Genomic DNA, 20,635 nt, shown 5'->3' with positions numbered 1-20,635 from the left:
CGTCCTCATGGCACCGTGTCCCCTCGCCGTGGTGCCGACGATGCCCAAGGTCGGCATCGCCGCCGAGGCGGTGGCGGACGTCATCCATATGGCCGCCGAACTCGTGGAGAACGCCGCCTCGTTCTGGTAGGCACCGCCCCCGCGGCCGGGAACGCGTCGGCCCGGGCGGCCATGGACCAGCCGGATCCCGGACTGCTGCGGGAGGTGATCGACCGGCTTCGCGGGCTGTGACTCCTCAGCGGCCGAACATCTGACGGCAGGACGAACCGAGACCCGACGGCAGTTGGCCGGACCACTCCGCCTGGTCGCACATACCCGGTGGGACGTTCACCGGCGGCCGGGCCTGAACCGGCGCACGGTTCTGCCGCAGGTGGTGCGGGACCGGCTGCTGCGGGACCGGCTGCCGGGGACTCTCACTCCTGGGGGACTGCGCGGGCAGACCGGCGGGGGCGTCCAGGTGCTGAACAGCGGCGGGCCGGCTGTGTGACGGCGCGGCGGGGGCGGTGATCCGCGCGAAGGGCAGCGCGGCCGGAAACGTACCCTCCCCCGGCGGCGCGCTCGCCGAACCCGCCGCACCGGCACCAGCCGACGGACCGAACGGGTTCGCGGCATCGGTGGACCGCGAAGGCGAGGGCACCGCCATGCAACCACACAGCAGCCCGGGAAGGACGCCAAGGAGCAGCAGCCGTACCGGCGTTCGGGAGCGGCGCATCAGTCGGCCCTCCGGACGCGGAGGAAGTCCTGGGTGCAGGTGAACGAGAAGCCTCCGGAGTAGTCGGCGAACGCCCGCCGGACGTACACCTCCAGATCCCTGCGGTCGGGCGGCCCCAGCTGGTCCAACGGTGCCATGCTGAGCAGGAACTCCGCGATGACCACGACATCCGCCAAGGTGCCGGCCTGGACATGGGAGGTCAGCGTCTCCACCTCCGCCACCACGCCGTCCCCGTTCAACTCGTCGCGCAACTCGGCGAGATCGAGGTGTACGCCGGTGAAGTGGCGCACCAGGCGCTGGCAGTCGCTGTCGGGGTTCTGCAGCACCACGAGGAGTTCGCCGCCGTCCGCGAGCCAGTCGAGCATCCGGTGGGTCGTCTCGGCCCAGGACCGGCGCGGTACGTGGCACAGGACGTCCGAGCAGAGGACCAGGTCGGCCGGTGTGTCGGGGTGCGCCTCGGCGATGGTGCCGGGCAGCAGTTCGGCGGCCGGGCAGGCCTCGCGCAGCGCGTCGTGCCGATCGGCGTTGGGCTCGATGGCGAGCGTCCGCTGGAAGTGCCGGGCGAGGCGGCTGGTGGTGGCTCCGTCGCCCGCGCCCACGTCCACGAACAGGCGGCGGTGCGGCAGCCTGCGTAGGACCGTGGACAGCTGATCCTCGGCTACCCGCTTCTGGTCGGTACTGGCCAGGAACGTCTGGAAGGCGCGGTGGTACTCCGCGCCCGCCGGGTCGAGGACACGGACCGGCATCGGGGGCGTGGCTGAGATGCGCAGCACTGCGGCAGCCTTTCGACCGACGGGCCCTCGCGGCACCGCTGCCTCGACCGCGAGGTCATTGCATGAGGCAGCCACTGTGAGAACGCCGACGGACCCGCCAGGTTACGGATCCGGTAACCGTTCATACTGTGATGAATCACAGACCGGCAGGCGACGTTCAGTGCTCGGAGGACCGCGATGACCGCACGTCCGCGGACGACCCGTCCGCCCAGCCGGTACGAGGTCTCCCCGAACGCCCGTGCCCTCGTGGCCCGTTGCGAACCCCGGATAGACGACTTGGCCCGGCGGATATCGCGGGACCGAGGCGAACAGGTCCCGGAGGGCGCGCAGTCGCCGGGCGGCTTCGAGGACGCCGAGATCGCCGCCACCGCCCGCTACGGTCTACGGCTGTTCGCCCGCGGGACCCATGACCCCGCGGGCCGCGCCGACGACTACCGCCCGTTCCGCGAGCGCGCCGCGCAGCGCGCCGAGGAGGGCGTACCGCTGCGTCGGCTGCTGCGCAGCCACGCGCTCGGGGTGCGGGTGCTGTGGCAGGCGCTGCACGACAGCGCGCGGCCCGGCGAGGAGGCGGCGCTGACCGAGTTGGCCGGGCTTTTGCTGCGCGCTCAGGAGGGCATCATGGGCGCGGTCGCCGAAACGTATCTCGACGAGCGGGCGGCGCTCGACGCCGAACGCTATGAGCGGCGCCGCTCGGTGCTGCGCGGGCTGCTCGACGGCACCCGGGCGGCGGACGACGAGGCGGTGCGCGCGCTGGGGGTCGAGCACGGCGGGCTGGTGCTGTGCCTGCGGGTCGAGTCGCCGGCGTCGGTCGCGGGGCGTGCGTTGACCGAGCGGCGCCGCAGACGGCGGCTGCGGACGGCGCTGGAGGGCGGTCTCGGCGGCGAGGTGCTCACCGTGCTCACGGACGACGGCGGGCATGCGGTCGTACCCGGGCGGGAGGGCCAGGGGATGCCCGAAGTACCCGAGGGGCTCACCGAACTGCTGCGCAGGGACTGCGGTGCCGAGGTGCGGCTGGCCGCCGTGCCCGCCGCCACGGCGGCGGACTTCGCCGAGGCCGCCGGTACCGCGGCCGAGGTGATCCGGGTGGCCCGGGCCTGCGGACGGCCGCCGGGGCTGCACCGGCTGGACGACGTGCTGCTGGAGTTCCATCTGTCCCGCGACACCGAGAGCAGCGCCCCGATAGCCGCCCTGCTGGACCCGATAGCGGACCGGCCGGAGCTGCTCGCGACGTTGGGCACCTATCTGGAGAGCCAGCGGGACCGGCGCGGCACCGCACGCCAACTCGGCCTGCACCCCAATACGGTGGACAACCGGCTCGCCCGGATCACCGAACTCACCGGTCTCGACCTGTCCGCACCGCGCGGCACGGCACTGGCGCTGGCCGCCCTGCTGCTGCGCGGCACGCGCACCGTCAACGGGCGACCGGCCGCCAGCGGATCGGCAGATGCTTGACGCCGTTCTGGAAGTCGGACCGCAACCGCCGTGGCTCCCCGGCTAGTTCGACCTCGCCAAGCCGGTCGAGGACCGCGGCGAACATCTCCCGCATCTGCAACCGGGCCAGTTGGGCACCGAGGCAGAAGTGCGGGCCGTGACCGAACGCCAGATGGTCGGCCGGTGCCCGGCCGACGTCGAACGTGTCCGGCTCCTTGAAGACGCGCTCGTCGCGGTTGGCCGAGCCGAAGTAGACGACCACCTTCTCCCCGGCCCTGATCGGCACCCCGCCGAGTTCGGTGTCGGCGGTGGCGGTGCGGCGGATGTGCAGCACGGGCGTCCACCAGCGCAGCATCTCCTCCACCGCGCCCGGCAGCAGTGACCGGTCCTCGCGTAGCCTGCGGTACTGGTCGGGGTGGCTGATCAGGGCGAGCAGACCACCCGGCAGGCCGTTGCGCAGGGTCTCGTTGCCCGCGACCGTCAGCAGCCAGAAGAGTTGCTCGAACTCCTCGACGGTGACCCGGCCGCCGTCCGTGTCGACCTGGCGCATCAGGACGCCCATGATGTCGTCCGGTGTGCCCTTCCGCTTCAACTCGCCCAGTCGGTAGGCGTACGCGTACAGGTCGGGCATGCCGTGGCGGGAGCGCGGGTCGGGCATCCGGCCTTCGGCGTCGGGCTGGGGGCGCAACTCCAGGGCGTGGCGGGCCGCTTCGCTTGTCGTGCGGGGGTCGACGGTGTGGCAGGCGGCGTACTCTTGGTCCTGGTAGCCGACGACGCGGTTGGACCAGTCGTACAGCAGCCCGCGGTCGGTGGCCGGGACGCCGAGGATCTCGGCGAGGGTGGCGACCGGTAGGTCGGCGGCGACCTCGGTGGCGAAGTCACACTCTCCGCGTTCGGCCACCGCGTCGACCAGCGCGCGGGCGCGCGACCGGACGCGCGTCCCCAACGCGTCCACCGCACGCGGTGTGAAGGCGCGGGCCAGCAGCGAGCGCAGCCGGGAGTGGTCGGGCGGATCCATGTTGAGCATCATCCGGCGCACCGCCGCCAAGTCCTCCGGCGTCGCCGGATCGATGATCTGCGTGCCGCCGAGGTGCGAGGAGTACAGCCGCGGCGAGCGCAGCACCTGCCGTACTTCGGCCTGCCGCAGCACGGCGACGACTCCCTGCTCCTCGAAGCGTACGACCGCGGCCCTCGCGCGCAGGCGGCGGAACGCGTCGTGCGGCATGCCGTGCGCATAGGTGTCGGGGCTCAGGATCCGTGCGGCGTCGGCGCGTTGCCGCTCGTCCAGCGGTGGGGCGGTCACTGGCTGAGGAACGCTTCCACGGAGGCGATCAGGGCGATGGGGGTCTCGTCCATCGGGTAGTGGCCGGAGTTGGCCATCACCTCGAGTTCGATGTTCGGGTACGTGGTCAGCCAGGTGGCGCGCATGAAGTCGGCGGACAGAGCGGGGTCGTGCTCACCCACCACCACCTTCACCGGCAGCGGGCTGCCCTTGACCAGGTGCACCAGGTCCGCCCCGGCCCACTGCGGCAGATAGGCCGCGAAGGCGTCCCGGGCCGAACTATCCAGCGAGCGGGCTGTCATGGCGTCCAGCCAGCCGTCCGCGAGTCGGCGTCCGGTGGTCAGATCGATGATCGCCCGCCGGTTGTCGGCGCTGTCGGCGGCGCTGGAGAACAGCCGCCAGCCGTCGTCGTCGAACGGGAACCCCGAGGCGGGCACCGGACAGACACCGATGAGCTTGCGCACCCGGCCCGGTGCCCGGGCCAGCACCTGCTGTATGGCGACTCCGCCCATCGAGTGGCCGATCAGGCTGAACTCGGCCCAGCCGAGCCGGTCGGCGAGCGCGAGCACGTCAGACGCGATCTCGTCGATCGTGAACTCCCCTGCGGCGCCGATCGCCTCGCCGTAGCCGCGGTAGTCCATGAACGCGTACGAGAACGCCCGCTGGTCGAGGTACGGCCACAGGCCCTGGTAGCCGGTGCGGTCACTGAACCAGCCGTGCAGCGCGATCACATGGTGCTCGCCGGTCCCGATCAGGGTGTGCGCACTCACCGTTACCGACCCCCTGTCTGCCGCCCGCCAGTTCCCGGGCCACGACGATAGTGCGCCCGGGGTGGCCTAGGCCAGGGTGCCTGTGGCCTGGTCACCCACCTGGGCGGCGACGAGCAGTGACCTACCGGGCGGCGCCGCATCGTCCAACTGGGCGTCGTCCGCCGCGAGTTGCGGCTGCCACCCTGATCGTACGAGCAGGTCCAGGTGAGCGGGCGCGGGCAGGATGGTGCGCCAGGGCTCGCTGCGGCCGGCGCGGCGCCGGGCGTTGGCTGCGGCCGCCAGTGCGTCTGAGTCCTCGCCTTCGGGGTGTACGGCGAGGCTGGCGACGAGCACGCTGCCGCCGGCCGCGCGGCAGCGCAGGCGGGCCAGGAGTCGCAGGATGGTGGGCTGGTCCAGATAGACGAGCAGCCCTTCGCAGATGAACAGTGAGGCCCGCTCCGCGTCGTGCCCGTGCGCCTCCAGCACGGCGGCCACGTCGTCCTGGCTGAAGTCGGCGGGTGCCAGGACCGGGCCCGCGGCCCCGGCGAGCAGCTCCGCCAGCCGCCGGGCCTTGTCCGTCTGGGTGGCGGGGTGGTCGAGTTCGAAGAACCGCACGCCCGGGGAGCGGAACCGCAACGCCCGGTCGTCGTAGCCCGCGCCCAGGACGACCACCTGAGCAATGCCGGAGTCGACGGCCGCCAGCACCTGCTCGTCGAAGAAGCGGGTGCGGGCGGCCAGACGGGATCGCAGCCGGTCGATAGGGACGGCCCGCATCCCGGCGCACAGCCGCCGCTGCGCCTGCGGGTCCCCCTGCTCGCTGCACGGCCGGTCCAGTTCGGCCCTGGTCAGGGCCACAGCCTGGCTGGTCCGTGACGGCCCCGACCACTTCACTCTGCTAGTCATAAGCATGAGCGTACTGTTCTCCCGAACAGATGGCGCAGAGTCCGCGTCGTCCCATACGCACTACCGTAGGAACCACGGCCACATCAGCAGCGGTCAGCGTCCGCGCCGTGCTCCGCCCACACGTATGTGTCCGGGAGCAGTTCGGCGATGGAGACGGCGCGCGGGGCGGTGGTGGGACCGACGTTGACGGTGAGGGCGGGGAAGTAGTCGAAGAGGACCTGGCGGCAGCGACCGCAGGGCGCGATGATGCCCCGGTCCTGGTCGGCCACCGCGACCATGGTGGAGAGGTCGTAGTCGCCCTGAGACGCGGCCGTACCGATGAGCACGAGTTCGGCGCACGGGCCGCCGGTGAAGTGGTAGGCGTTCACGGCGGTGACGACGCGGCCGCCGCGGGTGCGGGCCGCCGCCGCGACGCAGTGGTTGTCGCCGCGGCAGTAGCGCTGGGCGGTTCGGGTCGCGCCCCTGGGCGCCCGACGGCGCCACGATCCGGGACACCACCACGTCCAGCACGTCCCTGATCCGCACGGCCTCGGTCAGTGAGGACGCCAGCCGGAAGACCTGGTACAGCGGGGAGAAGCTGACCGCCTCCCCGGACCCCTGATCGGGTTCCACCAGCAGGAGCAGCGGCATCGCGGTGCAGTCCTCCGTAGACCCCTCGCCCGAACCGGCCAGTTGGCGGGCCAGTTCGTCCGCGACCCGTGTGCACTGCTCCCGTTCTTCCGGGCGCAGCGTCCGTGGCGGCACCAGGATGAGGGTGAGCACTCCCAGCGCGTTTCCCGGCCTCGCACCGGGGTGGAGGCCGCGGTAAGGCCTCCCGTCCCCGTCACAACCACATGTTGTCGTTCATGGACCCGAGGCCGACGCCGGAAAGCCGGTGGTGCAGTGCGATGGCCTGGTCCTCGGTGAGCGAGGCGACATGGTCGGCCGCGGCGCGCAGCGGGTCACCGTGGAGTCGCAGTTCCTCCGCCCGCTCGGGCGGCAGCAGTTCGGGCGCGTCATGGCTCCACCGCAGCAACTCGCTGACGATGCGCCGCTTTCCGTGCTGCTGCGTGGCCAGCGCCGGGCGGTCGATCACGTAGCACCAGACGAGTTCCTTGAGCAAGTCGCAGGCCGCGCGCCGCTCTTGGGGGATGACCAGGCGCGCGCCGTAGCGGATGGCGGCCGCGCCGCCGACTTCGAGGTGGATGTCCCGGGTGAAGTAGGCGATCAGGTCGGCGGTGCGCCGGTTCACCGCGACGGCGTCCTCATGGCTGCCGCTGTAGGGCGCGGGAACCTGGAGCCGCTTGCCGATGTCGGCCATCAGCTGCCGCGCCTCGGCGCGGTCGAACGGCTGCCCGGCGCCGGCCCGTTTGGCCGCCACGTAGTCCAGGAAGCGCCTGGTCTCACGTTCGGTGTCACCGCCGGCGGCACCGTCCGGTGGGAACAGGGCGGCCAGCGGGATCAGGCCGGTGCGATAGAAGTCCTCCACGTCGTGGCAGGCGTAGGTGACGTCGTCGGCCCAGTCCATCACCTGCTCCTCGACCGGTACCTCGGTTCCGGTGCGGCCGGCCCGCACCCAGGCGAAGGCCTCCCGGTCGGCCGCGTACACGCCCCACTTGGCGTGCCGTGCCGGGTCCTCGGCCCACGGGGCACGTTCCCACGGGTACTTGGTGGACGCGTCGAGGCAGGCCCGGGTGAGGTGCAGCCCGCGGTGGCCCGGGTACTTGTGCGCGGCCAGGAAGGTCAGCACCCGCAGGGTCTGGGCGTTGCCCTCGAAGCTGTCGAGCGCGCGGTCCGCCTCCCGCAGTTCGTCCATGGTGGCGCGCAGCGCCGTCTCGCCCGCGTGCCCGAAGGGCGGATGGCCGATGTCGTGGGCCATACAGGCGGCTTCCACCAGCGCCGGGTTGGGGCCGCCGTAGCGACGTTCCAGGCGCTCGGCCATCCGTCGACCGAGCTGTGCCACCTTCATCGAGTGCGTCAACCGCGTGTGGTAGGCGCCGAGTTCACCGCTGGCCACCACCTGGCTCTTGCCCGCCAGCGCCCGCCACTGGGTGGAGTACAGGATCCGGTCGACGTCATGCTCGAACCCGGAGCGCTGCCCCTCATCGGACACCCTGCGGCGCAGTGCGTGCTGTTCCAGGTCCTCGTCGCTGTATTTGGCCGGTCGCATGCGGCGATGGTACGCGGCGTGAGCTGGCCGGACAGGGAGGACGACCGTCCCCCGGCGGACCGGCCCCTGGTGTGACGTACCTCTCCCCGCAAAGGTGGACCAATCGGTCAGTTTTCGGACTTTACCCCCATTGACCTGCGACTACACACTTCCAGTGATCGCTAATTGCCCGTTTTGCCCCACTGAGGGGGGTCTTGCCCCACCCCGGGAGTCCGTGTTTCTGTCTACATCGCTCGCCTTCGCGGGCCCCGCCGGTTGGAACGCCGAGTCCTGCCGCCGACCGATGGGAACAGTCGACGCGAACAGCGCCGTAGGCAGGAGCGGGGGACCCAAGGTTCTCCGCCGGAACCGCCCCTCACCGCAGGGGACGGAACCGGCTTGGGGTGAAGTCGTGCCTTCAAGGCCACGACCGGGCACTCACTGGCCCGAACCCGACAGCTGACCTCGCAGGCGTCGGTGAGGAATCACACCATGCTCAAGCTGCACCGCGCCTCCAAGACCCGTCTCGCCGCTCTCGCCGGTGTCGCCACCGCCGCGATCTCCCTCCCCGTCCTCGCTTCGACCACCGCCTCCGCCGCCTCCGTCGCCACCTGGGACCGCGTGGCCCAGTGCGAGTCCAGCGGCAACTGGTCCAACCACAACACCGGCGGCAACGGCCACTACGGCGGCCTGCAGTTCTCGCCCTCCAGCTGGGCCGCCGCCGGCGGCCTGAAGTTCGCCCCGCGCGCCGACTACGCCACCAAGGACCAGCAGATCACCGTCGCCAACAAGCTGCTGGCCATGCAGGGCCCCAACGCCTGGCAGTGCGCCAAGGCCGGCGGCCTGAAGTAAGACCCCGCTGACCGCCGGTTCATATCGTCGAGGCCCACAGCCCTTCCGACGTGGACCGGCGGGCGCCTTTCCAGCAATCGCGCGGCGAGCGCGAGCCGGTCAGGCCGGGAAGCCCGCCTTCCGCAGGCGGCCCGCCACCGCCTCCCACGTCGGCTCGACCGGCTCTGACCTGCGCGAACCGACGGCGAGGTCCTTGAATCCGCTGGACGTCGAGACGCAGACCACCGGCCCGTCGAAGCCGCCCAGGCCACGCAGGCCGGCCAGCGCCGCGGCGCTGGAAACCTCCGCCCACAGCCCCTGCCGGGCCATCTCCGACTGGGCGGAAAGCATCTCCTCATCGCTGACCAGCAGCGCCTGCCCGCCGCTCTCCCGGATGGCGACGACGCCCCGGTGGCCGGCGACCGAGCAGTCAATGGCGTACGCGGACGTCGGCCCCACCTCGATCGGCGCACCCAGTCGCCCCGACCGCAGGGAGGCGGCCAGCGGACCACCGGCGGCGGGCTCGCAGGAGAACATCCGCGGGGTTCGCTCCGCGACACCGAGCCGCTTGAGTTCCGCGAACCCCTTCCACACTCCGTAGAGCAGCTCCCCGTATCCCGTGGGCACGAAGACGGCTCGCGGGACGCCGAGTTCGGTGAAGACCTCGTACGCGATCGTCTTGTAGCCCTCGGGGCCGAAGGGGTGCCCGGTGTGCGTGACGGTGAGGTTACTGACCGGATGCAGGCCGAGCCGGTCGACCAGCCGCCGCATCAGCGGCCACCGGTCCTCCTGCGGTACGGGAAGCACGACGGCGCCGTACGCGTTCAGGAACGAGTCCACCGCGGGCGGCATGCTGTCCGAGCCGAGCACCACGCACCGCAGTCCGGCACGGGCCGCGTAGGCCGCGGCCGACGCGCCGTGGTTGCCGGAGGAAGCGACGACGATGCCCTCCGCCCCCACGCCGACGGCGGCGCTGACCGTACAGCGGTTCAACCGGTCCTTGTGGCTCCACGTCGGATTGCGCGACTCGTCCTTGATGAAGACACCATCGCCGATCTCGACCAGGGGAGTGCCCCCTTCGCCGAGTCCCGGCGCGGACAGTGGCGGCAGCAGCGGAGCCCAACGGTCGTGACCGTCCCCGCGGTTCACGTGTCCGGGCCGAGTGAACAGCGCCCGGTCCACCTTCTCGTAGGTGTAGTCGACCTCCAGCGGATAGGCGACCTCGTCGGTGCTCGTCCGCGGACAGCCGCTCGTCAGCGGCGGCCACAGCGGATAGCCGATGTCCGGATCACCCAGTGAGCGCTGGCCGTTCGCGAGCGAGTCTCCTGGCGTCATGGTCCAGAAGACTAGGCGCTGCCCGTCCCGGTCGCGCCCGGTTCCGCGGCTACTCGCCGAAAACGTCCGTCCGTTCGGACTTGCTCATCGAGGAGCGGCCCTTGATGTGGCGGCGCTGCGCCTCGGCGCAGAGCTGGTCCCTGGTCGGTCCCCCGGAACCGTGAAGGGTTCGTCACCCGGCGCTGTCGTCCAGTGACGCTTCGCGGCCGAGGCCGTCCCCGTGCAGCGTCGCCCCGAACACCGGGCCGCACTTCATACACACCCAACCTGACGTGCCGTCAAAGAATGCGGCGCCCGGGCAGTGCGGACAGCTCACCTTGGAGATGGTCGGCCGTATCGGGGCGAGGATCCGGAACTCCTCCCTCGCGAACTGCGCCGGGTCCACGGCGGAGGCGTTCTCCTGCGCGTCCGCGCGGTGCTGTGCCATTTCGTCCTTGCCTCGCTTGTTCGTCCGGACGGCCACAGGGTAAGGGATAGCGGTCGGCCTGGTACCGCCGACCGGCGCCGTTCGACTTGCTCGCCGCCGCGCCAGCCCCCTATAGGTTCCCGCCGCGACGGCGGGCAACCATCACGGCGTAGTCCGTCGGCGCCGAGCCGACCGCGCCACGCGTGGTGCCCCCACAGAACGCACCCCGCGCGCCGTCCCGCACCCTTCGCCTCCGGTCGCCGCACCACCGGACGTTTCGCGTGGAGCCCCGGGGAAAGTGTGAGCCGCAGCGACCGCTCGCCGGGGAGGAATCGACGCATGCGTGCCAGCACCGTCCACCGCGTGAGGATTCCGTCCCTGCCCGGCGCGATGCCTCTGCTCGGGCACATTCCCCAACTGCGCAGGCAGCCATCGGAGTTCGTGCGGGCCCTGCGGACGCGAGGGGATGTCGTGCGCTTTCGGCTCGGGCCTCGGTGGGCCTACGCGGTCAACTCCCCCGCGCTGATCCGGCAGATGCTGGTGGCCGATGCGGAGCAGGCCGCCTCGCTGCGCCGGCGCGGGTCCGTCGGGCTGGTGCTGCATCCGTCCCGGATCCGGCAGTACGCGGCGACCATGTGCGAAATCGCGGAGGCCAGGGTCGACTCCTGGCGGCACGGCGCGCAGATCCTGTTGGACCAGGAGCTGTTCTCCCTCACCCTGACGACGGTCACCCAGGTCCTGTTCCGCGGCCGGGCCGGAGCGCGCCTGGCCGAGGACGTGCGGGGTACCCTACCCGTGCTGCTGGAAGGGCTGGGCAGGCGGGCGCTGACCCCGGTCGGCGCGCTGGACAGGCTGCCCATGCCGGTGAACCTGCGTTTCCGCCGGGCGCAGCGCACCCTCCAGGAGGCGGTGCACCGGGCCATCGCCGAGTACCGGGCCGACGGGCTGGAGCACGGTGATCTGCTGTCGATGCTGCTCACCGCGCGCGACGCGGACAGCGGCGCCGGGTTGAGCGACGAGCAGGTCCACGACGAGCTGGTCACGATGCTCGTCGCCGGTACCGAGACCACCGCCAGCGCCTTGAGTTGGGCCTGCTATCTGCTCAGCCGTGACGGCGACGCCCAACGGCGGTTCCAGCGCGAGCTGGACGAGGCGCTCGGTCGCCGCGACGTACATCAGGTGTCCCATGAGACCTTGCGGGAACTGGCCTTCCAGCAGCGGGTGATCGCCGAGACGCTGCGCCTCTACCCGTCCACCTGGATGCTCGCCCGGCGGCCGAACAGCCCGGTGGAATTGGGCGGTTACCGGATTCCGGCCGGATCCACCGTGCTGTTCTCCGTCTACGCGCTGCAACGGGACCCCGAACTCTTCGCCAGCCCGGAGCGATTCGACCCCGACCGCTGGCTGCCCAAGTCGAGTCCGGGGATTCCCCGGGACGCGTACATCCCGTTCGACAGCGGCGTACGCGGATGCGCCGGTGAGCAGTTCGCCCGGGCGGAGATGGCCGCCTTCCTCAGCGTCATCTTCAGCCGGTGCAGCGTCCGCCCGGCGCCGGGCGGGTCACCTCCGGTCACCCGGCTGATGTCGATGTCCAGTGCGCTGCCGCTGATCGTACGTCGGCGTACGCCGAGGGAGCGTCGCTGCTGAACCGCGGACCGGACGCTTCCGTTACCCAACCCGAAGCGACGTGTCCGTGCTGATGGAGGGTAGACGTGTCGGTCAACACGCAGTGGCTCCACTCCCCCGGTCCACCCCCCGAGCCGTACTCCGCCGGCATGGACGCGACCGGCGCCCAGCCCGCTGGTCCGTACGCCACCCAGCAGTTCACGATGCCCGTCCCCCCACCGCCGGCCATGCCCCCCGTGGTACCGGCCGCGCCGCCCAGGCGGGAGCCGGGCGGGCGGCACCGTGCGCTGCGGCACCGCGACGTGTCGGGCGGCTGGCTGCGGCCGGCGGTGTTCGGCGCCATGGACGGACTGGTCACCAACGCCTCGCTGATCGCGGGCGTCGGCGGCGGTGGTGCCGCCGACCACACCATCCTGCTCACCGGTCTCGCCGGGTTGATCGCCGGTGCCTTCTCGATGGCCACCGGGGAGTACATCTCGGTCAGCTCGCAGAACGAGCTGACCCAGGCCGAGGTGGCCGTCGAGCAGCTCCAGCACTCGCGCAACCCCGAGGCGGAGCAGCGCGAGCTGGCCGAGGTCTTCGTCAAGCGCGGGGTCGACCCCCATCTGGCGGACGTGGTGGTACGGCAGATCTCCGCCGACCCGGAGCAGGCCATCGCGGTCCATGTGCGCGAGGAGTTGGGCATCGACCCGGATGATCTGCCGTCGCCGTGGACGGCGGCTGGGGCGTCCTTCGCGTCGTTCACGGTCGGTGCGCTCATTCCGCTGCTGCCCTATTTCCTCGGCTTGCCTTCGTTCGTACTCGCCCTGGTGCTCGCCGGTCTCGCGGCGTTCCTCGGTGGCGGTGCGGTGGCCCGGCTCACCGGGCGTCCGATGCTGGTCGGCGGCGTGCGGCAGTTCGCGCTGGGCGCGCTGGCGACGGGCATGACGTTCCTCGTCGGCCATCTGGTGGGGGCGCACCTGTCCTAGGCGTGCGGCGGCCCGGATCCCGGCCGAGGGGATCCGGGCCGCCGGTTCGGCTACCGCGACGGGCACTGCTTCCAGGCGAAGTGGTAGACGGTGGTGATGCTCCCGTCGGTGGAGTCCATCGACAGGAAGCTGGTGGTGTTCGGGTCCGAGGTACCGGCGTTGACCCGCAGTTCGGTGTTGATGTTGAAGTTGCGCTCCTCACCGCAGGGCGCGTACACCAGCGAGGCGACGTCCGTGGTGTCGGTGGTCTGCCAGTCGTCGTCCATCGGGCCGCTGAACGGGTGCTCGATGTACGAGGTCTGCTGCATGCCCTGGAAGTAGTAGTTGGCCCGCTCCAGGCCGCTGGCGCCGTTCTCCAGGTGCCCGTAGCCGCGGTAGTCGGCCTCGGCGACGGCGTAGGTGAAGCCCTGCGGAACGTGCACGTCCAGCCCGAGTTGGCAGTTCTTGCGGAAGTCGGTGGGTCTGGCACCGACGCCCACCTGCGCCATGTAGTCGCTGTACGTGACGGTGAACGCGGTGTTGTCGGGGGACACCGCCACGGCGGCGGTACCGGCGGGGCAGCCGGAGCCGTTGACGTTCACCAGGTCGATGACGATCTTTCCGGGCGGCGGCGAGTCCAGGCCGTGGGCCGCCGCTGACGGGGACAGCGGCATGGCGAGCAGTGCGGCGGCGGCGCCGCCGATGAGCATGGGTTTGAGCATGATTTCCCCTCGGTCGCTGTGCGGAACCCGCTGGGGCGAGTTGGTGGGTTCATGTCACCACCGACACCCCGGCGCGCATAGCGCAGGTTGAGCCGATCCTGTCCGCCGAAGGAGCCGATGCCCGGTCGGCGATCGGGGCTATCCGGAACGCCCCTCGCGCCACTCGCGGACGACGCGTTCGACGTCGAAGGGGGTGAGCTTCAGCGGCGGTCCCGGCGGCGGGTTCCCGAGCGCCTCACGGATCCTGTCGTTTACCTCCGACAGGATCCGCCGCACCTCCTCCTCAGAACCGGACCGCGAGGCGGCGGCCAGCGCGTCTTCCGCTTCCTTGCGCAGCGCGAGCACGGGTGGCAGGTAGCTGACGCCTTCACGGCGCATTTTCTGCTTGACCCACCACAACTCGTCATAGGGCTGGTCCAGCTCGGGCAGCGGCTTTCCGGCTCCCGGCAGGTTGTCGAACTCACCGCGCTCCGCCGCTTCGCGGATCTGCCGGTCGACCCAGGACTCGAAGCTGACACCGGGCGGTTTGCGTTCGGTCATGGTGCGATTCTCCCGCGTGCCCGGCGTGCCGGGCGAGCGTGAACCGGTAGTAGCAACGAGACACGATCACCGAGAGCCACGGATCACGAACACAGGTGTGATGTCCTAGGGGCTGGCCGTTCTGATCGATTTGTTGTGAATAGGGGCTTTCGTCGCCAGCGCCTGTTCGTCGACCGAACGGCCACCCAGCCGACACATCACGCTCAGCACACCGGGGTTGTCCGTGGAAAAAATCTCCGCACGACGCCGTCATCCGCTGGCGGCGCTCGTCGCCCTGCTCATCGCGCTCGCGGCCGCCGGCGGACTGTACGCCGCGTTCGCGCCGACCCAGCGGGCCCAGGCCAACCCCGCCCAGTCGCTGGCGATCGACCAGGGCAAAGGGCTGTACGACGTCGGCTGTGCCTCCTGCCACGGCACCTCCGGGCAGGGCTCCCACAACGGGCCGAGCCTGGTCGGCGTGGGTGCCGCCGCGGTGGACTTCCAGGTCGGCACCGGCCGGATGCCCGCGCAGCAGCCGGGCGCCCAGGTGCCGAAGAAGCGCCCCGTCTACACCCAGCCGCAGATCGACCAGCTCGCGGCCTACGTGGCCTCGCTGGGCCCCGGCCCGGCGATTCCGAACCCCTCCCAGTACGCCCCCGGGGACGTGGCCAACGGCGGTCAGCTGTTCCGCACCAACTGCGCCCAGTGCCACAACTTCGCCGGTGCGGGCGGCGCCCTGAGCGAGGGCAAGTTCGCGCCCGAACTGCGCAACGTCTCCCCCAAGCACATCTACGAGGCCATGCTGACCGGCCCGCAGAACATGCCGTCCTTCCCGGACACCACGATGCCCGAGCCGCAGAAGCGCGACATCATCGCGTTCGTCACACATGTCACGAACCCCAGCAGCAACCCCAGCTACGGCGGCCTGAGCCTGGGGTCACTGGGTCCCGTCCCCGAGGGACTCTTCGGCTGGATCTTCGGACTGGGCGTGCTGGTCGCCGCCTCCATCTGGATCGCCGCCCGGACCGCAAAGGCCAGGAAGTAATGACCCATCAGGACAGCAACGCAGCCGACCACCTGCCGGAGCGCGGCAAGCCCGGCAAAGCCGTCGACCCCTTCGCGGATCCGGGCCTGCCCGCCCATGAGCCGCGCCGTCAGGACATCGACGAGCGGGCCGCGAAGCACTCGGAACGCGTCGTGACGATGCTCTTCGTCCTCGCGGTGATCGCCGCGTTCGGCTTCATCGCGTCGTATGTGCTGATCCCCAAGTCGAAGGTGGTCTTCATCTTCCCCGTGGGGCACGTCAGCGCGCAGAACTTCGCACTCGGCGGCACGCTGGGCATCGCGCTGCTGTGCATCGGCGTCGGCGCCATCCACTGGGCCCGCACCCTGATGTCCGACGCGGAGTACGCCTCCGAGCGCCACCCGATCTCGGCCCCGCCCGAGGTACGCCGGAAGGTCTTCACCGACTTCCAGCAAGGAGTGGCGGAGAGCGGCCTGGGCCGCCGCAAGATGATGCGCAACGCCCTGCTGGGTGCGATGACCATCGTCCCGCTCTCGGCGATCGTGCTGTTCCGGGACCTGGGCCCGCTGCCCGAGAAGAAGTTGGAGCGCACCGCCTGGGTCGGCGGCAAACGCCTGATCAACATGAACGACAACCAGCCGCTGCGGCCCGAGGACATCGCCGTGGGCTCCCTGACGTTCGCCAAGCCCGAAGGCGTGCAGGAGAGCGACGAGGACTTCCAGGAGGTGATGGCCAAGGCAGCGCTCATGATCGTCCGGATCATGCCGAGCGATATCAAGGACAAGCGTTCGGCGGACTGGGGCCATCAGGGCATCCTGGCCTACTCGAAGATCTGCACCCATGTCGGCTGCCCGATCAGCCTGTACGAACAGCAGACGCACCATGTGCTCTGCCCCTGCCACCAGTCGACGTTCGACCTCGCGGACGGCGGCCGGGTCATCTTCGGTCCGGCCGGGCACCCGTTGCCGCAACTACGGATCGCCGTGAACGGCCAGGGCTATCTGTCGGCTCTCGGTGACTTCGACAAGCCCGTCGGCCCTGGATACTGGGAGCGCAGCGCATGAGCACCACCCCTTCGGCCCAGAGCGCCTCGACCGGCCGCCCCGGGCAGCCCAAGGCGGGCGAGCGGTTGGCGGACTGGGCGGACGGCCGGCTCGGCATCTACGCCCTGGCCAAGTCCAACCTGCGGAAGATCTTCCCGGACCACTGGTCGTTCATGCTGGGCGAGATCTGCCTGTACACCTTCGTCATCATCATCCTGACCGGCATCTATCTGACGCTGTTCTTCACCCCGAGCATGAACGAGGTCGTCTACCACGGCTCGTACACGCCGCTGACCAACATCCGCATGTCGGAGGCGTACAAGACGACGCTGGACATCAGCTTCGACGTGCGGGCGGGCCTGTTGATGCGGCAGATCCACCACTGGTCGGCGATCGTGTTCGTGGCGGCCATGTTCGTGCACATGATGCGCATCCTTTATACGGGCGCGTTCCGCAGGCCCCGCGAGCTGAACTGGTTGTTCGGGTTCCTGCTGCTGTTCCTCGGCCAGTTCGACGGGTTCATGGGCTACTCGCTGCCGGACGACCTGCTGTCCGGTACCGGCATCCGGTTCCTGGAGGGCGCGGTGCTGTCGGTGCCGATCGTCGGCACCTATCTGACGATGTTCGTCTACGGCGGGCAGTTCCCCGGCATGGTGATCATTCCGCGGCTGTTCACCGTGCACATCCTGCTGATCCCGGGCATCATGGCCGGGCTGGTGGTGGCCCATCTGATCCTGGTCTTCTACCACAAGCACACCCAGTTCGCGGGTCCCGGCCGCACCGAGAAGAACGTCGTCGGGATGCCGCTGATGCCGGTCTACATGGCCAAGGCGGGCGGCTTCTTCTTCGTGGTCTTCGGCGCCCTGGCGCTGATCTCCGCGATCGCCCAGGTCAACCCCATCTGGGCCTACGGCCCCTACCGCTCCGACCAGGTGACCACGGACGCCCAACCCGACTGGTACATGGGCTTTTCGGAGGGCCTGATCCGCATCATGCCCGGGTGGGAGATCCATTTCCTGGGCCACACACTGGAGTTGGGCGTCTTCATTCCGCTGGTGGTCTTCATCCTGGTACTGGTGGCCATCGCGGTCTACCCGTTCGTGGAGTCCTGGATCACCGGCGCCAAACGCGAGTACCACTTGCTGGACCGTCCGCGCAACGCGCCGGTGCGCACCGCGCTGGCCACCGCTTGGCTGGCGCTCTACATGGTGCTGCTGCTCGGCGGTGGCAACGACCTGGTCGCCACCCACTTCGACTTGTCCATCAACGCCATCACCTGGTTCGTCCGGATCGCCTTCTTCGTACTGCCGGTGGTCGTCTTCATCGTGGTCAAGCGGTGGTGCCTGGGGTTGCAGCGCCGCGACCGGGACAAGGTGCTGCACGGCCGGGAGACCGGCATCATCAAGCGGCTGCCGCACGGTGAGTACATCGAGGTCCATGAGCGGCTGCCGCAGGAGCGGCTCTACGAACTCACCGCGCACGACCAGCTTGAGCCGCTGGAACTGCCGCCCGCGGTGGACGACTCCGGTGTCGAGCGCAAGGTGAAGTTCACCGACAAGATGCGTGCCAAGCTCTCCGAGGCCTACTACGGGGAGAGCAGCCAGATCCCCAAGCCCACGGCGGAGGAGCTGGAGGAGAGCACCCACCACCACTGAGCACCGACAGGATGAGGCCCCCGCCGCGTTCGGCGGGGGCCTCATCCATGTGAACTGTCAGCAGATTCGCGGCAGTTGCTCGCCGATCGGCAGGTCCACCACCCGGGTGCCGCCAAGTCCGGTGCGGGCGACGACCATTCCGGGGTGGGCCTCGACGCACTCGCCGATCACCGTCGCCGCCGCGCCCAGCGGATGGGACCGCATCGCGGCGAGCACCGCGTCGGCGTGCTGCCGGGGGACGAAGGCGACCAGCTTGCCCTCGTTGGCCACGTACAGCGGGTCCAGGCCGAGCATCGTGCAGGCGCCCTCCACTTCGGGCGGCACCGGAACGGCACTCTCCCGGATCTCCACGCCGACCCCGGCGGCGACCGCGATCTCGTTCAGCGCGGCGGCCAGACCGCCACGGGTGGGGTCACGCAGCACATGCAGGTCCGGTGTGGCCGCCAGCATGGTGGCGACCAGACCGCCGAGGGCGGCGCAGTCGCTCACGATCTCCACCCCGAACTCCAGCCCTTCGCGGACGCTCATGATCGCCACACCATGGACGCCGATCGCGCCGCTGACGATCACCACGTCGCCGGGGACCGCGCGCTGCGGCGCGATGTCGACTCCCTCCGGAATCAGCCCGATTCCCGCGGTGTTGAGGTAGATGCCGTCGCCGTGACCCGCCTCGACGACCTTGGTGTCACCGGTGACCACCTCGACGTCCGCCGCCCGGGCCGCCGCGCCGAGCGCGTGCGCCACCCTCCCGACGACCTCCGTCTCGACACCTTCCTCAAGGATGAACCCACAGGACAGATAGGCCGCCACGGCCCCGCTCATGGCCAGGTCGTTGACGGTCCCGTTGACCGCGAGGTCGCCGATGCTGCCGCCGGGGAAGAACAGCGGCCGCACCACGAACGAGTCGGTGGAGAACGCCAGTCGCACCCCGCCGAGGCTCAGCGTGGCGGAGTCGGCCAGTTGGGACAGGATCCGACCGCCGAAGGCGGGCGCGAAGATGTTCCGCACCAGTTCGGCCGACATCACCCCACCGCCGCCGTGGCCCATCACCACCTTGGGCTGGTCGCGCAGCGGCGCGGGGCATGTCCAGGCGGTCAGGTCGGGTGGTGCCTGGGTGATCTCAGCCAACGGTGCTCGTCTCCTTGGGGGCGGTGGGGCCGCCGAGTCGGCGGTAGAGGTAGTAGGCGGCGCACGCTCCCTCGTTGGAGACCATGGTGGCCCCCAGCGGGTTGCGCGGGGTGCACAGGGTGCCGAACGCCTCGCACTCATGCGGTTTGATCAGGCCCTGGAGCACCTCACCGCTGCGGCAGGCGGCCGGTTCCTCGGTGGTGATGGAGTCCACGGCGAAGCGGTGCTCCGCGTCGAACTCCCGGTAGCGTTCCGCCAGCCGCCAGCCGCTGTCCGGGATGACGCCGATGCCGCGCCAGGCGCGGTCGGTGACCTCGAAGACGTCCTCCAGCATGGCCTTGGCCGCCGGATTGCCCTCCGGGCGCACCGCCCGTGGATAGGCGTTGTCCACGGTGTGCTCGCCGCGCTCCAGTTGGCGCACGGTACGGCGTACGCCCTCCAGGATGTCCAGCGGCTCGAAGCCGGTGACCACGATGGGCACCCCGAACCGCTCGGCCAACTCAGGGTACTCGGCGGTGCCCATCACGCTGCACACATGTCCGGCGGCCAGGAACGCCTGAACCCGGCAGACGGGCGACCGCATGATCGCCTCGATGGCCGGCGGCACCCGCACGTGCGAGACCAGCAGGCTGAAGTTGCGGATGCCGAGCCTGCGCGCCTGGTACACCGTCATGGCGTTGGGCGGCGCGGTGGTCTCGAAGCCGATGCCGAAGAACACGACCTGCCGGTCCGGGTTCTGCTGGGCGATCCGCAGCGCGTCCAGCGGCGAGTACACCACCCGTACGTCACCGCCCTCGCTCTTGACCCTGAACAGGTCGCGCCCGGTGCCGGGTACCCGCAGCATGTCGCCGAACGAGCAGAAGACCACGTCGGGGCGGGAGGCGATCTCCAGTGCCTTGTCGATCACCTCAAGCGGGGTGACGCACACCGGGCAGCCGGGACCGTGGATCAACTCGACCTCGTCGGGCAGGAGTTGGTCGATGCCGTGCCGGATGATGCTGTGCGTCTGGCCGCCGCAGACCTCCATCATCGCCCACGGCCGGGTCACCGTGGAGTGGATCTCGTCCAGCAGACGCTGGGCCAGCCGCGGGTCCTGGAACTCCTCGATGTACTTCATCGCTGCGCCTCCGGTGTCGCGGCGGCCGCGGCCCACGGATCGCCGAACTCCTCTTCCAGCATTCCGAGGTTCTCGAACAGTTGGAGGGTCCGCTTCGCGGACTCCTCGTCGAGACGTTGCAGGGCGAACCCCACGTGGACGATGGCGTATTCGCCGACCCGCAGGTCCGGCAGGTATTCGAGGCACACCTCCTTGAGCACACCGCCGAAGTCGACGGTGGCCATCCGGGTGCCGTCCCGGTCCTCGATATCCAGCACCTTGCCCGGTACCGCCAGGCACATGGCTTCTCCTCGCTCGTTGTACG

The 20,635-nt window shown here is 70.4% G+C and carries 20 protein-coding genes, 2 pseudogenes and 1 riboswitch; of the genes and pseudogenes, 8 read left to right on the top strand and 14 right to left on the bottom strand.

Annotated elements, in window-relative coordinates; translation table 11 throughout:
• Positions 1-7: 7 nt before the first annotated feature.
• The gene (locus P3G67_RS10320) at positions 8-130 is read left to right on the top strand and encodes a hypothetical protein (RefSeq protein WP_276093156.1); all 123 of its coding nucleotides are present in this window, start codon (positions 8-10) and stop codon (positions 128-130) included.
• Between the two features lie 105 nt (positions 131-235).
• Here the strand turns inward: P3G67_RS10320 and P3G67_RS10315 are convergent, their stop codons facing one another.
• Together P3G67_RS10315 and P3G67_RS10310 are read right to left on the bottom strand one after the other, a co-directional pair.
• On the bottom strand, positions 236-712 hold the full coding sequence (locus tag P3G67_RS10315) for a hypothetical protein (RefSeq protein WP_276093155.1): 477 nt from the start codon (positions 710-712) through the stop codon (positions 236-238).
• Positions 712-1,485 (bottom strand): class I SAM-dependent methyltransferase, encoded by a 774-nt coding sequence (locus P3G67_RS10310; protein WP_276093154.1) that lies wholly within the window; start codon positions 1,483-1,485, stop codon positions 712-714. Before P3G67_RS10310 ends, P3G67_RS10315 begins: the two co-directional genes overlap by 1 nt.
• 177 nt (positions 1,486-1,662) lie before the next feature.
• Between P3G67_RS10310 and P3G67_RS10305 the strand changes: the two genes are divergently transcribed.
• The gene (locus tag P3G67_RS10305) at positions 1,663-2,937 is read left to right on the top strand and encodes a PucR family transcriptional regulator (RefSeq protein ID WP_276093153.1); all 1,275 of its coding nucleotides are present in this window, start codon (positions 1,663-1,665) and stop codon (positions 2,935-2,937) included.
• Here P3G67_RS10305 and P3G67_RS10300 read toward each other — a convergent pair.
• The 5 genes and pseudogenes from P3G67_RS10300 to dgt all read right to left on the bottom strand — a co-directional run bounded on the left by P3G67_RS10300 (position 2,897) and on the right by dgt (position 7,999).
• Positions 2,897-4,219, bottom strand: a complete 1,323-nt coding sequence (locus P3G67_RS10300; protein ID WP_276093152.1) for a cytochrome P450 — start codon at positions 4,217-4,219, stop codon at positions 2,897-2,899. The genes P3G67_RS10305 and P3G67_RS10300 overlap by 41 nt on opposite strands.
• Positions 4,216-4,968, bottom strand: a complete 753-nt coding sequence (locus P3G67_RS10295; protein WP_276093151.1) for an alpha/beta fold hydrolase — start codon at positions 4,966-4,968, stop codon at positions 4,216-4,218. Before P3G67_RS10295 ends, P3G67_RS10300 begins: the two co-directional genes overlap by 4 nt.
• A gap of 66 nt (positions 4,969-5,034) precedes the next feature.
• Positions 5,035-5,850 carry a class I SAM-dependent methyltransferase gene (locus P3G67_RS10290; RefSeq protein ID WP_276093150.1) on the bottom strand — a complete coding sequence of 272 codons (816 nt, stop codon included), beginning with the start codon at positions 5,848-5,850 and terminating at the stop codon, positions 5,035-5,037.
• A gap of 83 nt (positions 5,851-5,933) precedes the next feature.
• Positions 5,934-6,320 (bottom strand): annotated as a pseudogene (locus tag P3G67_RS10285) (cytidine deaminase family protein); the annotation flags it as partial.
• 353 nt (positions 6,321-6,673) lie between these two features.
• Positions 6,674-7,999, bottom strand: a complete 1,326-nt coding sequence (gene dgt / locus P3G67_RS10280; RefSeq protein WP_276093149.1) for a dGTP triphosphohydrolase — start codon at positions 7,997-7,999, stop codon at positions 6,674-6,676.
• Positions 8,000-8,295: 296 nt separating this feature from the next.
• Positions 8,296-8,467, top strand: a riboswitch (cyclic di-AMP (ydaO/yuaA leader).
• Between the two features lie 3 nt (positions 8,468-8,470).
• On the opposite strand from dgt, the pseudogene P3G67_RS10275 reads away from it, so the two are divergent.
• Positions 8,471-8,824 (top strand): annotated as a pseudogene (locus P3G67_RS10275) (transglycosylase family protein); the annotation flags it as partial.
• A 105-nt stretch (positions 8,825-8,929) separates the two neighbouring features.
• On the opposite strand, the gene P3G67_RS10270 reads toward P3G67_RS10275, so the two are convergent.
• Together P3G67_RS10270 and P3G67_RS10260 are read right to left on the bottom strand one after the other, a co-directional pair.
• Positions 8,930-10,144 (bottom strand): threonine synthase, encoded by a 1,215-nt coding sequence (locus tag P3G67_RS10270; protein WP_276093148.1) that lies wholly within the window; start codon positions 10,142-10,144, stop codon positions 8,930-8,932.
• Between the two features lie 172 nt (positions 10,145-10,316).
• Entirely contained in the window at positions 10,317-10,571 is a 255-nt protein-coding gene (locus P3G67_RS10260) for a hypothetical protein (RefSeq protein WP_276093398.1), read from the bottom strand.
• Between the two features lie 318 nt (positions 10,572-10,889).
• Here P3G67_RS10260 and P3G67_RS10255 point away from each other — a divergent pair, with 318 nt between their 5' ends.
• Complete coding sequence (locus P3G67_RS10255; RefSeq protein WP_276093147.1) at positions 10,890-12,197, top strand: cytochrome P450; 1,308 nt, start codon at positions 10,890-10,892, stop codon at positions 12,195-12,197.
• Positions 12,198-12,403: 206 nt separating this feature from the next.
• On the top strand, positions 12,404-13,144 hold the full coding sequence (locus P3G67_RS10250; protein ID WP_391858238.1) for a VIT1/CCC1 transporter family protein: 741 nt from the start codon (positions 12,404-12,406) through the stop codon (positions 13,142-13,144).
• 50 nt (positions 13,145-13,194) lie between these two features.
• Here P3G67_RS10250 and P3G67_RS10245 read toward each other — a convergent pair whose 3' ends face one another.
• Positions 13,195-13,845 carry a DUF4360 domain-containing protein gene (locus P3G67_RS10245; RefSeq protein ID WP_276093145.1) on the bottom strand — a complete coding sequence of 217 codons (651 nt, stop codon included), beginning with the start codon at positions 13,843-13,845 and terminating at the stop codon, positions 13,195-13,197.
• A 138-nt stretch (positions 13,846-13,983) separates the two neighbouring features.
• The gene (locus P3G67_RS10240; RefSeq protein ID WP_276093144.1) at positions 13,984-14,385 is read right to left on the bottom strand and encodes a DnaJ family domain-containing protein; all 402 of its coding nucleotides are present in this window, start codon (positions 14,383-14,385) and stop codon (positions 13,984-13,986) included.
• Positions 14,386-14,608: 223 nt separating this feature from the next.
• Here P3G67_RS10240 and qcrC point away from each other — a divergent pair, with 223 nt between their 5' ends.
• From qcrC to qcrB, 3 genes are read left to right on the top strand one after another with little or no spacing between them, the layout of a single operon-like run.
• Entirely contained in the window at positions 14,609-15,409 is an 801-nt protein-coding gene (gene qcrC, locus P3G67_RS10235; RefSeq protein WP_276093143.1) for a cytochrome bc1 complex diheme cytochrome c subunit, read from the top strand.
• On the top strand, positions 15,409-16,452 hold the full coding sequence (gene qcrA / locus P3G67_RS10230) for a cytochrome bc1 complex Rieske iron-sulfur subunit (protein ID WP_276093142.1): 1,044 nt from the start codon (positions 15,409-15,411) through the stop codon (positions 16,450-16,452). The genes qcrC and qcrA overlap by 1 nt, the downstream gene beginning before the upstream one ends.
• Complete coding sequence (qcrB, locus tag P3G67_RS10225) at positions 16,449-18,086, top strand: cytochrome bc1 complex cytochrome b subunit (RefSeq protein ID WP_276093141.1); 1,638 nt, start codon at positions 16,449-16,451, stop codon at positions 18,084-18,086. The genes qcrA and qcrB overlap by 4 nt, the downstream gene beginning before the upstream one ends.
• Before the next feature lie 57 nt (positions 18,087-18,143).
• Here the strand turns inward: qcrB and hypE are convergent, their stop codons facing one another.
• Genes hypE through P3G67_RS10210 form a run of 3 tightly spaced genes read right to left on the bottom strand, consistent with a single transcriptional unit; the run spans position 18,144 to position 20,612 of the window.
• The gene (gene hypE, locus P3G67_RS10220; protein WP_276093140.1) at positions 18,144-19,214 is read right to left on the bottom strand and encodes a hydrogenase expression/formation protein HypE; all 1,071 of its coding nucleotides are present in this window, start codon (positions 19,212-19,214) and stop codon (positions 18,144-18,146) included.
• Positions 19,207-20,331, bottom strand: a complete 1,125-nt coding sequence (gene hypD, locus P3G67_RS10215) for a hydrogenase formation protein HypD (protein ID WP_276093139.1) — start codon at positions 20,329-20,331, stop codon at positions 19,207-19,209. Before hypD ends, hypE begins: the two co-directional genes overlap by 8 nt.
• Positions 20,328-20,612 (bottom strand): HypC/HybG/HupF family hydrogenase formation chaperone, encoded by a 285-nt coding sequence (locus P3G67_RS10210; protein WP_269858275.1) that lies wholly within the window; start codon positions 20,610-20,612, stop codon positions 20,328-20,330. The genes hypD and P3G67_RS10210 overlap by 4 nt, the downstream gene beginning before the upstream one ends.
• Between the last annotated feature and the right edge of the window lie 23 nt (positions 20,613-20,635).

Source organism: Streptomyces silvisoli (assembly GCF_029269905.1).
In the GTDB taxonomy this organism is placed as follows: Bacteria; Actinomycetota; Actinomycetes; order Streptomycetales; family Streptomycetaceae; genus Streptantibioticus_A; species Streptantibioticus_A silvisoli_A.
This window is presented reverse-complemented; position numbering and strand designations above follow the sequence as displayed.